This window comes from uncultured Parabacteroides sp. (genome assembly GCF_905196875.1).
In the GTDB taxonomy this organism is placed as follows: domain Bacteria; phylum Bacteroidota; class Bacteroidia; order Bacteroidales; family Tannerellaceae; genus Parabacteroides.
Map to the genome: position 1 here is coordinate 1 of NZ_CAJJWO010000104.1, position 13,531 is coordinate 13,531.

14 protein-coding genes are annotated in these 13,531 nt (G+C 46.8%); 1 reads left to right on the forward strand and 13 read right to left on the reverse strand.

What is annotated here, in order from left to right; genetic code table 11:
• Nucleotides 1–138: 138 nt before the first annotated feature.
• From QZ076_RS20700 to queC, 10 genes are all read right to left on the reverse strand, one after another.
• Nucleotides 139–885 (reverse strand): LytTR family DNA-binding domain-containing protein, encoded by a 747-nt coding sequence (locus QZ076_RS20700; protein WP_293716957.1) that lies wholly within the window; start codon nt 883–885, stop codon nt 139–141.
• On the reverse strand, nt 882–1,976 hold the full coding sequence (locus QZ076_RS20705; protein WP_293716959.1) for a sensor histidine kinase: 1,095 nt from the start codon (nt 1,974–1,976) through the stop codon (nt 882–884). Before QZ076_RS20705 ends, QZ076_RS20700 begins: the two co-directional genes overlap by 4 nt.
• Nucleotides 1,977–2,002: 26 nt before the next feature.
• On the reverse strand, nt 2,003–3,223 hold the full coding sequence (locus QZ076_RS20710; RefSeq protein ID WP_293716961.1) for an ABC transporter permease: 1,221 nt from the start codon (nt 3,221–3,223) through the stop codon (nt 2,003–2,005).
• Nucleotides 3,224–3,326: 103 nt separating this feature from the next.
• Nucleotides 3,327–4,067, reverse strand: a complete 741-nt coding sequence (locus QZ076_RS20715) for an ABC transporter ATP-binding protein (RefSeq protein ID WP_075560142.1) — start codon at nt 4,065–4,067, stop codon at nt 3,327–3,329.
• A 44-nt stretch (nt 4,068–4,111) separates the two neighbouring features.
• Complete coding sequence (locus QZ076_RS20720) at nt 4,112–5,326, reverse strand: efflux RND transporter periplasmic adaptor subunit (RefSeq protein ID WP_293716964.1); 1,215 nt, start codon at nt 5,324–5,326, stop codon at nt 4,112–4,114.
• 36 nt (nt 5,327–5,362) lie between these two features.
• Entirely contained in the window at nt 5,363–6,718 is a 1,356-nt protein-coding gene (locus QZ076_RS20725) for a TolC family protein (protein WP_293716966.1), read from the reverse strand.
• Between the two features lie 202 nt (nt 6,719–6,920).
• On the reverse strand, nt 6,921–7,556 hold the full coding sequence (locus QZ076_RS20730) for a hypothetical protein (RefSeq protein ID WP_293716968.1): 636 nt from the start codon (nt 7,554–7,556) through the stop codon (nt 6,921–6,923).
• A gap of 27 nt (nt 7,557–7,583) precedes the next feature.
• Entirely contained in the window at nt 7,584–8,369 is a 786-nt protein-coding gene (locus QZ076_RS20735) for a DUF1080 domain-containing protein (protein ID WP_293716970.1), read from the reverse strand.
• A gap of 89 nt (nt 8,370–8,458) precedes the next feature.
• The gene (gene queF, locus QZ076_RS20740; protein WP_075559093.1) at nt 8,459–8,923 is read right to left on the reverse strand and encodes a preQ(1) synthase; all 465 of its coding nucleotides are present in this window, start codon (nt 8,921–8,923) and stop codon (nt 8,459–8,461) included.
• 89 nt (nt 8,924–9,012) lie between these two features.
• Nucleotides 9,013–9,684 carry a 7-cyano-7-deazaguanine synthase QueC gene (gene queC, locus QZ076_RS20745; protein ID WP_293716972.1) on the reverse strand — a complete coding sequence of 224 codons (672 nt, stop codon included), beginning with the start codon at nt 9,682–9,684 and terminating at the stop codon, nt 9,013–9,015.
• 214 nt (nt 9,685–9,898) lie between these two features.
• On the opposite strand from queC, the gene QZ076_RS20750 reads away from it, so the two are divergent.
• Nucleotides 9,899–11,281 carry a hypothetical protein gene (locus QZ076_RS20750; protein ID WP_293716974.1) on the forward strand — a complete coding sequence of 461 codons (1,383 nt, stop codon included), beginning with the start codon at nt 9,899–9,901 and terminating at the stop codon, nt 11,279–11,281.
• Nucleotides 11,282–11,534: 253 nt separating this feature from the next.
• Here QZ076_RS20750 and QZ076_RS20755 read toward each other — a convergent pair whose 3' ends face one another.
• The 3 genes from QZ076_RS20755 to QZ076_RS20765 form a co-directional block, all read right to left on the reverse strand.
• Nucleotides 11,535–11,876 carry a hypothetical protein gene (locus QZ076_RS20755; protein ID WP_293716976.1) on the reverse strand — a complete coding sequence of 114 codons (342 nt, stop codon included), beginning with the start codon at nt 11,874–11,876 and terminating at the stop codon, nt 11,535–11,537.
• A gap of 87 nt (nt 11,877–11,963) precedes the next feature.
• Nucleotides 11,964–12,878, reverse strand: a complete 915-nt coding sequence (locus tag QZ076_RS20760; RefSeq protein ID WP_293716978.1) for a ribonuclease Z — start codon at nt 12,876–12,878, stop codon at nt 11,964–11,966.
• 319 nt (nt 12,879–13,197) lie between these two features.
• A partial coding sequence (locus QZ076_RS20765) for a cytochrome d ubiquinol oxidase subunit II (RefSeq protein ID WP_293716980.1) occupies nt 13,198–13,531 on the reverse strand: 334 nt, incomplete at its 5' end.

A 13,531-nucleotide genomic window follows, 5' to 3' on the forward strand; every position in this document is an offset into this window, starting at 1 on the left:
ATTCAAAAAGTGATTTATGAAGATGGAGTTTCTTCAATTGATAGTTTACGCAACAAAATCAAAGAGATATTCAATCAGACTCACTAATTGACGAGATTTGAATGTTACTTTTCTCTTGAAAGAAAAGTAACCAAAAGTTCAAGGCAGTAGCGATCTCTGTGCGAGGAAATCCATGAATTTCTGCTTGTAGTTGTCGGAGATCGGGATGTATTCTTTACCGAAGACAATGCGGTTGCGTTCGATCACTTTGATCTTTTCCGGCTGGACGATGAAGGAGCGATGCACGCGGATAAAGCGGTTCGCAGGCAACATATCTTCCATTGTTTTCATGCTTACGAGGGAGAGGATGGGATGCGGTTCACCTTCTACAAATATCTTGACATAATCTTTCAATCCTTCGATATACTGGATTTTACGCAATTCAATCTGCATCAGTTTGTATTCCGTTTTGACGAAGATACTTTCGATTTCGTTCTTCTCTTGTGCGGGTGGGGCGACCGACGGTTCTGTCGTGCTATTCCGCAGTAATTCGTACCATTGTAGTGCCTTGTTAGCCGACTTCAGGAAATCGGGATAACTGATCGGCTTCAATAGGTAATCGAGTGCGTTTACTTTATAACTGTCGAGTGCGTATTGACTGAAAGCGGTGGTGAAGATGATCCGCGTATCTGCCTCCAGGATGCGCGAAAACTCCATGCCGTTCAACTCAGGCATTTGGATGTCGAGGAGAAGCAGGTCGACCGGCTCCTTGCTTAGGATCGGGAGTGCGTTGACGGCACTGTTGTATTTTCCCGCCAGCTCGAGGAAAGGGGTCTTGTTTACATAACTTTCCAGCAGACTGATTGCCAGTGGTTCGTCGTCGATGATAGCACAGGTCAGTTTCATACGCTTTCGTTTTTAGGTTCGCTTCCGAGTTGCAGTTCCAACATGCTGTAATAGCTGTCGCCTTCTATTCCGCATGAGAAGATATGCCGGTTGGGATAGAGCAGGGCCAACCGTTTTCGCAGGTTGCTGATGCCTATGCCCGAGCCGCTTTTATCCTGTTCGGCATCTTTGGGGAAATAACTATTACGCAGGTAGCAGACAACAAGGTCGCCGGTCTGGTGGATATCCAGATGGATGTACGACGATTTGTTATTACTTACGCCATGCTTGAAGGCATTCTCGATCAGCGAAATGAACAGGAGCGGGGCTATTTCGGCATCCGGACTGACGGCGGATATTTCTGTTTTCAGTTCCACATTTTCCGGCAGACGGATACGCATCAGTTCCACATAATTGCGGATGAAGTCGAGTTCCTTTTCCAATAGGACGAGCTGTTGGCTGCTTTCGTAGAGTACGTAACGGAGCAGGCGGCTCAGGTCGTGCACGGCTTCCTGTGCCCGTTCGGGACTGAAAGCGATCAGGCTGTAGATGTTATTCAGTGTGTTGAACAGGAAGTGCGGGTTCAACTGGCTTTTCAGGTTTTGCAGTTCGGCTTCGGCACGGCTCTTTTCCAGTTCACGGCGTGCCGACTCCACCTGATACCAGCCGCTCGTCATCTTGATGGCGACGCTCAGGCCGGCCACCAGGGCATAAAGCATCGCGTTGACGATGAAGAAGCCGATGACTTCCTGTAATTCTTTTGCCGGGCGCGGGCGATGAAATTCCGGTGGCGGCAAGAGATGCATCAGCAGATGTACGAGTATCATGGCGGTTGCAATCAGAATCACGTTGCTGAGGAAAAACTTCCAGCCGTGTTTGGTGTACAGGAAATACTTCACCAGAAAGAAGTAATTCACATAGAACACGATCATGAAAGAGATCGGAACAATAATGGATCGCACGTAACTTTCCACGGTTACTTCCTGCGTCTCCCGGCCCGTAAAGAAAAAAGGCAGGCCGATCAGGATTCCCCAGGCAACGATATGTATAAGGCTGCCCATTCCTTTGAACGGAGGTGCCACATGTGTTTGCATTGTTCCTTCTGTTTTCATAATCACAAAGGTATTAATTTAATTAATTATTCATACCGTATCGCCTCGATCGGGTCGAGCTGGGCTGCTTTTTTAGCCGGATACCATCCGAAGAATACTCCGGTGACGGTACAGACGGCAAACGACAGCATCACACTCCACGGTTGTATATAGATAGGGAAGTGAGCTACCGCATTGACGACCAGAGCTGCCCCAACGCCCAGTACCACGCCTATCAGTCCGCCTGTTACGCTGATCAAGATAGACTCGATGAGGAACTGCGCCAGGATGTCGATTCCTTTGGCTCCGATACTCATGCGGAGGCCGATCTCACGGGTACGTTCCGTGACGCTGACGTACATGATGTTCATAATTCCAATTCCACCAACGAGTAACGAAATACCGGCCACAGCCGCCAACAGCACGGTCATCATGTCCGTAGTGCTTGTCAACATCGTGCTCAACTCCTGCTGACTACGGATGGTAAAATCATCATCGTCACTTTCCTTCAACTTATGGTTGCGGCGCAGTATTTCGGTAATCTCATCGATGGCCTGGTCGGTGTATTCCTCTTTGAGGGCCGAACAGGTGATGCCTTGCAGATGGGTGATGGCCAGGACTTTTTTCTGAATAGTTGTGTATGGAGCTAAGATTAGGTCGTCCTGGTCCATTCCCATGCTGTTGTATCCTTTACTTTCCAATACACCTACGATGCGGAAAGGTAATTTCTGAAAACGAATGACTTTGCCTACGGGGCTTTCGCCATTGGTGAAAAGATTGTCGACTACGGTTTTGCCGACCACGCATACCTTGGCAGCTGTCTGAATGTCCTGTTCGGTGAACATTTCTCCGTCACCAACTTTGTAACGTCGTATTTCCAGGTAATCCGGGCTGATACCGTAAACCGTTGTCGGAGCATTATTGGCTCCATAAATGGCTTGTCCGCTGCTGTTGACCGATGGAGAAACCGCTGATATGTAACGGGTTTCATCGACAATGTTCTGGTAATCCTCCAGCTTCAGCGTTTCCATGGCCGATGCATCCTGGCGTACACCGCCACGCACGTCAGCTCCCGGATGTATCATGATCATGTTGGAACCCATCTCGCTGATCTGGGCTTGTATGCTCCGCTTGGAGCCTTGCCCGATGGCCAGCATCGTGATCACGGAAGCTACGCCGATGATGATGCCGAGCATGGTCAGGAAGCCGCGCATTTTGTTGTTGGCAAGGGCACGGAGAGCTATTTTTATGAGGTTTGTTCCGTTCATTATAAATAATGTGCTAATGTGTCAATATGCTAATATGCCAATGAGGGCAATGTGTTGTCTTCCTTTTATTGGCACATTGGCATATTGGCAAATTGAATAATTATTAATCGTCGTTTTTAGGCAGTTTGGCCAGGGCCTCTGCCGCATTCAGGATATTTGTGTTGACCGTATCTGCCGTGACATGGCCGTCTCTCAACTGGATGTTGCGGCTGCTGTATTGGGCGATCTCCGGGTTATGCGTTACGAAGATGATGGTACGTCCTTCGGCGTGCAGCTTCTGGAAAAGTACCAGTATCTCGAATGACGTGCGTGTATCCAGGTTTCCGGTTGCTTCGTCGGCCAGGATCACGGCCGGATCGTTCACCAGGGCACGGGCGATGGCTACACGTTGCATCTGTCCGCCGGACATCTGATTGCTCTTGTGCATCAGACGGTCGCCCAGTCCGACTGCCATCAAGGCTTCGACGGCTTTCTGATGGCGGGCGGAGGCACTGTAAGAGGGATTATACATCAGCGGAAGTTCCACATTTTCAACAGCTGTTGTTTTGGGCAACAGGTTGTAGCTCTGGAATACAAAGCCGATCTTGCGGTTTCGTAGTGTAGCGCGGGCGTTCTTTCCCATCGTACGGACTGAAACGCCATCGAGGTAGTATTCGCCTTTGGTCGGTGTGTCGAGACATCCCAACGTATTCAGCAGCGTACTTTTCCCCGAGCCGGAGGTTCCCATGATGGTGACGAACTCGCCTTCGTAAATTGTGAAGCTGACGCCTCGCAAAGCATGGACGGTTTCGTCGCCGACCTGGAAATCGCGCTTGATATTATCTAGTTTGATGATCTCTTTCATTACATCTGTCTATTAATTGTCAATTGTCAATTCTCCATTGTCAATTATTTCTTCTTGTTTCCTCCCGGAGGGCCTGGCATGAACGGGCTCTTCTCTGTTGTAGCTGCTGCCTGAGCAGGAGCATCGGAAGTCAGATCTACAGCTATTTCTTCACCTTCGGTCAATCCTTCGGTCACTTCGATCATATTACCGCTGGTTGAACCTACGGTGATCACTTTCGGATGGAGTTGTTGTCCTTCTTTAGCCCAGACGATACGTTTGCCAGTTGGTGCTTCCTGTGCACTGTTGTCGGCGGTCAGACCGGTGCCCATCAAGAGTTCTTCTTCGGGAACGAAACGCAACGATTTGGTCGGGATTGTCAGCACATTTTCACGCTCGAGCGTGTAGATGGTGATATTGGCTGTCAAGCGCGGTTTCAGTTTCAGGTCGGGATTATCGGCGGTGATAACCACTTCGTAAGTCACGACGGTTGAAGTGGAAGTCGACGAACTACTGCTACTACTGCTGCTGTCACCCAGGCGGATCTGCCATACTGTTCCTTCGAATACGTCGTTTGGGTAAGCGTCGACGGTAAAGCTGACGCGCTGTCCGTTTTCTACATTGCCTATATCGGCTTCATCCACGTCGGCAATCACCTGCATCTTCGTCAGGTCGGCTGCGATGGTGAACAGAGTCGGGGTTTCGAAGCCGGCAGCTACGGTCTGTCCTTCTTCTACAGCACGGTTGATGACAACACCGTCGATCGGGCTGGTGATGGTCGCGTATTCGAGGTTACGATTCACTTTTACCATGGAAGCCTGACTTTGCTCGTAAGCAGCTTTCGACTTCTCGTAATTGTAAGTGGCTGTTTCGTAATCAGAATCGCTAATCAGTTTTTTGTCGAAAAGCACTTTGCTACGTGCATAATTTTTCTGTTGGTATTCATATTCGCTCTTGCTGCTGGCCAACTGTGCCTGGGCGGAAGCGAGTTCAGCCTTCAGGTTGACTTTATCCATTTCTGCGATCAGTTGTCCGGCTTTCACTACGTCGTTGTAGTCAGCGTACAGCTTGTCGATGATACCGGACACCTGTGTACCGACTTCGACTTCTGTAACCGGCTCAACTGTTCCGGTTGCCGTCACTGTGTTTGAGATGGAGCTGCGCCCCACTTTGGCTGTTTCGAGCCTGATCCCGCCTTTTGTCGGTTTGCCGGTGAAGAACCAGATGCCTCCGGCTACGACCACCACGGCTATTATACCGATAATAAGTTTCTTGTTCATATCTTTATCTGTTTTTATTCGTTCCTGGATATTTACTTAGAGCAGATTGATCTCTTCTCCCTGGTAGAAGCGTAGCAATCCGGCATTGAGTATAGCTGTGTATTTGGCCTGGAGCGTTTCCTGTTGTGCACTCAGCAGGTTGTTCTTTTCGGTGAGCAACTCGACGGTGTTCTTCATGCCCAGGTTGAACTGTTCGCTGACGAGGGCGTAGCTGGCCTGTGTACTTTTCAGCTTTTGGGTGGCCGCAACATATTGCTGTTGTGCGCTGTTGGCACTGAGCCAAAGACTTTCGATCGTCTTGTAAAGCGTTTTCTGTTCATCCATCAGGTCCAGTTGGCTGGTCTGTCGTTGTAGTTTAGCCTTATTGATCGCACTTTTGGTCTGTCGCTTGTCGAAAATAGGGATGCTTAAAGTCAACCCCAGTGAGTTGTTCCAGTTTTGTTTTACTTGCTCGCTGAAACTGAAATCACTACCGTTGGCATTGGTTGTTCCGATTCCTGCGCTGAGGCTGAGGGTCGGGATGTATCCGGCACGTGCAATCTTGATATTCATATCCGAGGCTTCTATATTCAGTTTTCCAGACTCTATTTCGGGACGCAGATTAAGAGCGGTCTGATAAACATCGTCTTTGGTGGGAAGCGGGATCAGTACGCTGCTGTCATCCAGTTGTGGCAGGTAAAGGTTCATTTCGAAATCGCCGTCCAACTCGAGGAGCTGCTTCATTTGCAGTTTGTAGTTCTGCAGGGTGGTCTGTGAAGTCACCAGCTGGTAGTTGTCGTTGCTCACCTGTGCTTCCAGTTGGGCAAGGTCGCTCGATGCGATACTTCCGGCGTCGAATAATGCCTGTCCGCGTTCGAACTCTTTCCGGCTTACTTCCAGAGTCGATTCGTTCACTTTTACTGCTTCGGCAGAATACAGTATTTGTACGTACAGCTGGGTGATACTTTCCTCGATGGAGTTTTCACTCTGGTCGACGGTAAGTTCGGCCATGCGGGTGTTCAACTGTTGTTGTTTGACAGTGTTCACGCGCTTGCTTCCGTTGTAGACTGTCCAGTTGGCATCGATACCGTAGCTACCGTTGTACGAGGTTTTGCTCTCACTGGTCGTGATGTTATCACCACTGATAATGGTTCCGCTGGCACTGTTCGGACGGTTTACGATACGCTGGCTGACGTTTCCGCTCAAAGAGGGGAGAAAATCCGCTTTCGCTGTCTTTACGTCTTCCTGCGTGCTTTCGACATTGATGCGGTTACGACGAATGGTGATGTTATGCTCCAATGCATAATCGATACAGTCGCGAAGCTTCCACTGCTTCGGCATGTCGTCCTCCGCTTTCATTCCGGCAGGCAGAAGAAGCAGGCAGGAGAGGATGATTAGAGATACTTGTTTCATAATGCTTTCGTTTTGCGACCTAAACAATCTTTTTACCTTTATTTTCTGAAGCAAAACTACTTTGCATTACATTCCTATACAATTAGAATAGAAATAGAAGGTTGGTTCATAGACGAAAGCGGGGATTTTGCCGATAAACGGGATAATGAAAAAGGCAGGTCTTAACGGCCTGCCTTTGTGTATTGTTAAAGTTCATATTTGTTTATCGTTCGAAGGAAACAGTCGTTTTACCTTCGGATTTTCGGATGAATACTTTTTTATCGTGTTCGTCGTCGTCCGAATAGATATGTGTACCGTTATATTTCCAAGAGACTATTTTGGCGTAGTATTTACCGCCGATCACATCTTTGTCTGTGTATTTATAGGTGACATCCAGTTGGTCGGTATCGCCGTTTACATAGATAGGAAATGTATAGGTGCTGTGTCTCTCGTCGCCATACGCGCTCAATGTGCAATAATACAGGTTTTCCCCTTCGTCGAGATAAATCCAGTTATGATTGCCGTTGTAGCGTATGATGTCGGTGCCGAGGTCTGCCTGCCGGTCATTGGTGCGTTCGATGGGATTTTCCAGTTTATTGCTCCATGACACGGGATAAGTATTCGGGTCATCCGGGTTGATCAGGCTGTTCCCTTTCTCATCGATATAGTACAGACGTAAAGTGTTTGCCCTTCCGAAAAAACTACCGTCCGGTATACTGTCCATCCAGGCTTCCGTCCCTTCTCCTCCGCCTCCTTCCGGGTCTTTTTCATTGGGGTTCACGAGATGATCGTTGCAGTTGGTGAGTCCGACCACACAAAATAAAAGTGACAATATGCCCGATAAATAATTTGTTTTCATAATGTTAAACACTTTACCTGTTATTTCTTACATTTCTCTCAGCCAGATATTCCGGAAGCTGATCGGTTCGCTGGGGTCGCCATGGCTTTGCAGGACAATCGGACCGGCTCCGTGAGGAACGACTTTCGGGAAACCGATATATTCGGTTGTTCCGAGGATTGTCGTGTTATTCTGTAAAACGATACCATTCTGGATAACAGTGATACGCGGAGGTACGCGATAAGTTCCGTCTTCCTTGAATATCGGAGCAGTGTAGATAATATCGTATACGTTCCATTCTCCTGGCTTGCGCATGGCGTTTGCCAATGGAGGTGTCTGTTTGTAGATACTTCCGGTCTGTCCGTTCACGTATGTTTCATTGTTATAGCAGTCGAGCACCTGTACTTCGTACATTCCTTGCATAAAGATACCGCTGTTGCCGCGTGCCTGGCTTTTTCCGGTGATATTTTCAGGAACGCACCATTCGATGTGCAGCTGGTAATTGTTGAATTTTTGCTTGGTCTGGATATCGCCTGTTTTTTTGTTTACAGTGAATACACCGTCGTGAACGGTCCATTGTGCCGGTTCGCCTTTAGTGCTTTCCCAGGCAGAGAGATCTTTGCCGTCGAACAAGACGATTGCATCCGATGGAGCCGAATTGGTTTTGATATCTCCCGGTGTTACGATCTTGGGCTGGGGAGTCCAGTATTCCGACATGCCCGGGGTCATCTTTTCGGGTTGCGGATACTCTTTCTGTTGTGCACTTAGATTAACACAAGCTGTACAAGCCATTGCGGCCAGTACAGTCTTGATAGTAATGTCTTTCTTTCTCATGGTCTAAATAATTTTAGGTTTACAATTAAGTAATTGCAAAGCTACGTAATTATTTGCCACGTTGTAATCAGTTTACCTAAAAAACTGACTTATTGATTATGACAAAAAAGGCGTTTTTCGGCCAAAGCTTCGTATTTTGTTCCCGGTCGTCCGTAGTTGCAATACGGATAAATGCTGATGCCTCCCCGTGGGGTGAAAATTCCTGTCACTTCGATATACTTCGGGTCCATCAATTGGATCAGGTCTTTCATGATAATGTTTACACAGTCTTCATGGAAAGCACCGTGGCTGCGGAAGCTGAACAGGTATAATTTCAAACTTTTACTTTCAACCATCTTTACATCAGGGATATAGTCGATGTGTATCGTGGCAAAGTCCGGTTGTCCTGTGATCGGGCAAAGGCTTGTGAATTCAGGGCAGTTGAAACGCACCCAGTAATCGTTGCCGGGATGTTTGTTAGTGAATGCTTCGAGCACTTCAGGTGCATAGTCCTGTTTATATTCGGTAGAACCGCCCAGCAGGTGCAGTTCGTTTTCTTCTTTTCTTGTATCCATTTTTAGAGTTGATAGTTGATAAGTGATAGTTCAATGTCACATTAAAATAATATATATGTTTTACAGAAATAGGAATTAACTGTCTACTGTCACTTGTCGACTGTCAATTTCCTTTTAAGGTATTTCTCCAGCCCTTCTTTGCGCAACTTGCAAGCGGGGCAATGGCCGCAACCATCAGCAGGGACTCCGTTGTAGCAGGTCAGTGTTTGCGTGCGGACCAGATCGAATACACCCAGTTTGTCGGAGAGTTGCCATACTTCGCTCTTGTCGCGGTCCATCAGCGGTGTGTGGATCACGAACTGTTCGTCCATGGCCAGGTTGAGCGTCACATTGAGCGAACGGATAAACGTGTCACGGCAATCCGGGTATCCGCTGAAATCGGCTTCCGAAACGCCCGTAACGAGATGAAAGATACCTTTGCTCCGTGCCATAATAGCGGCAAAGGTAAGGAATACCATGTTTCTGCCCGGGACGAATGTGTTTGGATAACTGTCAGCGGGTTTGTCTTCGTCCATCGTGATAGAAGAGTCCGTTAGCGAGTTGGGAGCCAGTTGGCTGATCAGAGAAACGTCCAGTAACTGGAACGGAACATTGGCGTCTGCAGCAATCTTCCGTGCAATATCGATTTCGAGAGAGTGTTTCTGACCGTAAGTAAAACATACGGCTTCTACATGTGTAAAATGCTTCTTTGCCCAGAAAAGGCAGGTCGTGGAGTCTTGTCCACCGGAGAAGCATACCAAAGCGGCTTCTTGATGTTTCATACTTTTCTTGTTTTTAATACGTGGTTTAGCAAGCACACGGCAAAGGAAACATTCCTTTGCGCTGCAAAGATAAATAGATTTTCTGAATTATTTGATTTGGAGAGAGATTGCACACAAACAATGGAAATGTGCCGCACATTTTGGTTAAAAGTGTGCAATGTTAAGGAAAAGTCTTTATCTTTGTCGCTGTTTTTGTAATAAAGAATAGTAAAATATGAAGAAAAAAGTATTATTAGGTGCGGCATTGATGATGTTGCCACTGTTCTCTTTCGCTGGTGGATATTTGACAAATACGAATCAGCATGCTGCCTTTCTGAGATCTCTTTCGCGAGGAGCTGCAATTGATATAGATGGTGCTTTATCTAACCCTGCGGGTCTTTCTTTCTTGCCAACAGATGGTTTTCGCGTAGGTGTGAGTATCCAGAGTGCTTTCCAGACTAGAAATATTGATGCCTCTTTTGGTACATACAATGGTTTCGACCCGGTCAATCAGAAGCCAACAGTGGCAGAGACTCCCTACAAAAAGTATTACAAAGGAAAAGCGGCTGCTCCTGTGATTCCGAGTGTTTTCGCGGCTTACAAAAAAGGCGACTGGACTATTTCCGGATTCTTCGCCATCACGGGTGGTGGTGGTAAGGCTTCGTTTAACGACGGTCTGCCTATGTTTGAATCGGCTGCTATGGCCGGTATCTTCCAGGAAAGCTTGATGAACTATATAAAGACAGGCGGTCAGAGTCCCATCGTCACTCCGGAAATGTATACTATTAACAGTGCGATGGATGGTAAACAGTTTATTTATTCTCTACAACTTGGTTTGGGATACAAAATCACGGACTGGCTTTCAGCCTTTGCCGGTGGTCGAATGAATTATTTTTCAGGAAACTACGACGGTTATCTGAATGCAAAACTAAAACAAAATCTGGGCGGAGCAGAATTGATGGCGCTGGCTTTGGATTGCGACCAGACAGGTTGGGGATTAACGCCGGTTCTTGGAGTCGATATCAAACATGGTAAATTCAATTTCGGTGCCAAATATGAGTTCAAGACGAACCTGAATATCGAAAACGATACAAAGAAGTTGGATTATCCCGAAAGTGCGGAAGATTTGGTCGGTGCTTACAAGCATGGTGTGAATACGCCGAACGACATCCCTTCAATGCTTTCTGTGGCTGCATCTTATCAGTTTTTGCCCATGTTGAAAGCTTCTGTAGAGTATCACTTCTTCGATGATAAGAAAGCGGGCATGGCCGGTGGAAAACAGAAAGAACTTGAAAGGGGAACCAACGAGTATTTGCTGGGTATCGAGTGGGATGTTATCAAGAGATTGACTATTAGCGGTGGTGCCCAGATTACAGATTACGGTTTGTCGGACAAATATCAGACCGATACTAGTTTCTCCTGCGACTCTTACTCGCTAGGCTTCGGAGCCAAGGTGATGTTGAGCGAAAAGATGGCATTAAACGTGGGTTATATGTGGACAACCTACCATGATTATACAAAGAAATCGGACAATTACAATGGCACGGGGCTTCCCGGAACTAATGTATATAGCCGTACCAATAAAGTATTTGGTCTAAGTCTGGATTACGCTTTTTAACCTATACATATATATAATAAATCAGCCGAAGGGGACTTGCCGCGAAAGCAAGCCCCCTTTTTATTTTGCTTGTCCAACAGAAGGGACAACTCTTTTTATTGCTAAGTATAAACCGAGTCAACCTATTTTACATATTAGACAGAAAGTAGTCAACTAAAATCATTAAACTACAAGGTATTGAAAGTATCATAATATAGGCCATTGTGATAGCATAATATATGCTATCGGAGTAGTATGCCGGGAATAGGATTGTTTAGCGGATAGCCACTTTGCGAACAGTATCGCCGATGCGGATGATATAGTAACCTTTGGCAATGTTTACGGTATATTCACCGTCCGGTTGTTTCATTTCAAATTCTTTTACGCGGATACCGACGACGCTGTATATTTCGAGTTTGCTTCCGATCGGAGCATTCTTTACAACGATCTTATTGTCGTAGGCGCTGATTGAAACGGAGTCGGGTTTCGCTTGTGTTGCAACGGGTTGGGCTGTCGCTGCAACGCGCGTCGAGTCAGCCGCCTGCTGTGCCTTCACAGTGAGCGAGTTACCAACGTAAACGCTGATCAATAGAATGATGGAAAATAATATTCTCATATTCGAAACCCTAAATTCGTACAAATGTATGAATAATTTTGAATATGGGTGATATTTAGTCGTTATTATTTGAGAAAAGCCGCATCATTAGATGGAAAGGACCATGCCTTCGTTTCCCAGAATGGTGTCGGGATATATTTCCTGGGCTTCCTTATGAAGTGCGGCAAGATCTTCGTAACGCGCGGAATAATGTCCGATAACTAATCGCTTAACACCAGCCTTGAGAGCAATCTCCGCTGCCTGGCGGGCGGTGGAATGGAATGTCTCTTTGGCACGTGCCTTGTCGCTTTCCATGAATGTCGCTTCATGGTAAAGAAGATCTACTCCTTCGATAATCGGGATAATGGAAGGTGAATAGGCTGTATCTGAACAATAGGCATATCGTTTAGGGGCTACCGAAGGACGTGTCAGCCGTGCGTTGGGAATGATTTCACCTTCCGGCGTGATATAGTCTTTCCCTTGTTTGATGTCTTTCATCCATCTGACGGGCACCTGGTAGAAGTCGGTCATCTCGCGGATGATATGTGCTTCTTTCGGCTTTTCGGCAAACAAAAATCCACAAGTCGGTATCCGGTGTTTCAGCGGAATGGAGTAGACCGAGAGGGAACGGTCTTCCATGATCAGTGAATGGCTGTGAGTATCTATATGATTGAAGCGGACTTCATAAGGCATTCCTTTGCAAAAGGTATCGAGCACAGGACGCATATAGTTTTCGATCTCTTTCGGGGCATGGATAACCAGGTCGCCGGTACGTCCCAGCATACCGAGAGTAGAGAGCAGGCCGGGCAAACCGAAACAGTGGTCGCCGTGCAGATGGGAGATGAATATATGGTTCAGGCGGCTGAATTTGATACGCATATTACGCATCTGCACCTGGGTGCCTTCGCCACAGTCTATCATATATAATTTATCCCTTAAATCTACCACCTGTGAAGTTGCCAGATGCCGCGTGGTCGGTAACGCTGAACCGCATCCTAAAATGTTTAAGTTAAAATCAGCCATAGAGGAATACCTTGGATATTTGTTTGCAAAGATAATACAAAAGCATCTGTGTTCTGTGAAAAATAGCAAAAAATGCAGCTTGATTGTTCGTAGGATGAGTTGGATTACATATATTTGTTTGCTGTCCTAATGGAAGCAAAATATTGTAAGCGAAAAGACTTAAGATATTTTATTCTAAGCCTTAACTAACTTTTTCTTTTTGTTTAAAACGGTTAAATGTAGAAACGGCCAAGCGTGAGCTTCGCCGTTTCCTTTGTTTTATGGGGCCTGTTTCTTGCAGGGGGCGGTTCGCGAACCGCCCGTACGGATGCCGTGTCTTTTAGTAGGTGTGCCCGTCTTTTTGCTCCATTTCTTCTGCATCGATCTTATGCAGGTCGAGCGAGCGCCAGGCATAAAAGATATAGGCCAGGACGAATGGAACGAGGATAGATACGTAACTCATCACTTTCAATGTAAATAGGCTTGACGAACTGTTCTGGATTGTCAACGAACTTTGCAGGTCGGTGATGGACGGATAATAAGCCGTGTTGTTCCATCCGGCACAAAGTAGCAACGCCAATACGGTAAGTACTGTTCCTGTTCCTGCAAACCAGATGCCTTTCCGCCATGTCTGCGACAGGATTGTTTTGATAATACCGAACAATACAAGTACA

What these genes read in the sequence shown, in the direction of transcription:
- QZ076_RS20730 (WP_293716968.1), bottom strand. Translation starts at nt 7,556, where the DNA reads ATGAAAACAAATTATTTATCGGGCATATTGTCACTTTTATTTTGTGTG.
- QZ076_RS20700 (WP_293716957.1), bottom strand. Translation starts at nt 885, where the DNA reads ATGAAACTGACCTGTGCTATCATCGACGACGAACCACTGGCAATCAGT.
- QZ076_RS20750 (WP_293716974.1), top strand. Translation starts at nt 9,899, where the DNA reads ATGAAGAAAAAAGTATTATTAGGTGCGGCATTGATGATGTTGCCACTG.
- queF (WP_075559093.1), bottom strand. Translation starts at nt 8,923, where the DNA reads ATGGATACAAGAAAAGAAGAAAACGAACTGCACCTGCTGGGCGGTTCT.
- QZ076_RS20735 (WP_293716970.1), bottom strand. Translation starts at nt 8,369, where the DNA reads ATGAGAAAGAAAGACATTACTATCAAGACTGTACTGGCCGCAATGGCT.
- QZ076_RS20760 (WP_293716978.1), bottom strand. Translation starts at nt 12,878, where the DNA reads ATGGCTGATTTTAACTTAAACATTTTAGGATGCGGTTCAGCGTTACCG.
- QZ076_RS20715 (WP_075560142.1), bottom strand. Translation starts at nt 4,067, where the DNA reads ATGAAAGAGATCATCAAACTAGATAATATCAAGCGCGATTTCCAGGTC.
- QZ076_RS20720 (WP_293716964.1), bottom strand. Translation starts at nt 5,326, where the DNA reads ATGAACAAGAAACTTATTATCGGTATAATAGCCGTGGTGGTCGTAGCC.
- QZ076_RS20710 (WP_293716961.1), bottom strand. Translation starts at nt 3,223, where the DNA reads ATGAACGGAACAAACCTCATAAAAATAGCTCTCCGTGCCCTTGCCAAC.
- QZ076_RS20705 (WP_293716959.1), bottom strand. Translation starts at nt 1,976, where the DNA reads ATGAAAACAGAAGGAACAATGCAAACACATGTGGCACCTCCGTTCAAA.
- queC (WP_293716972.1), bottom strand. Translation starts at nt 9,684, where the DNA reads ATGAAACATCAAGAAGCCGCTTTGGTATGCTTCTCCGGTGGACAAGAC.
- QZ076_RS20725 (WP_293716966.1), bottom strand. Translation starts at nt 6,718, where the DNA reads ATGAAACAAGTATCTCTAATCATCCTCTCCTGCCTGCTTCTTCTGCCT.
- QZ076_RS20755 (WP_293716976.1), bottom strand. Translation starts at nt 11,876, where the DNA reads ATGAGAATATTATTTTCCATCATTCTATTGATCAGCGTTTACGTTGGT.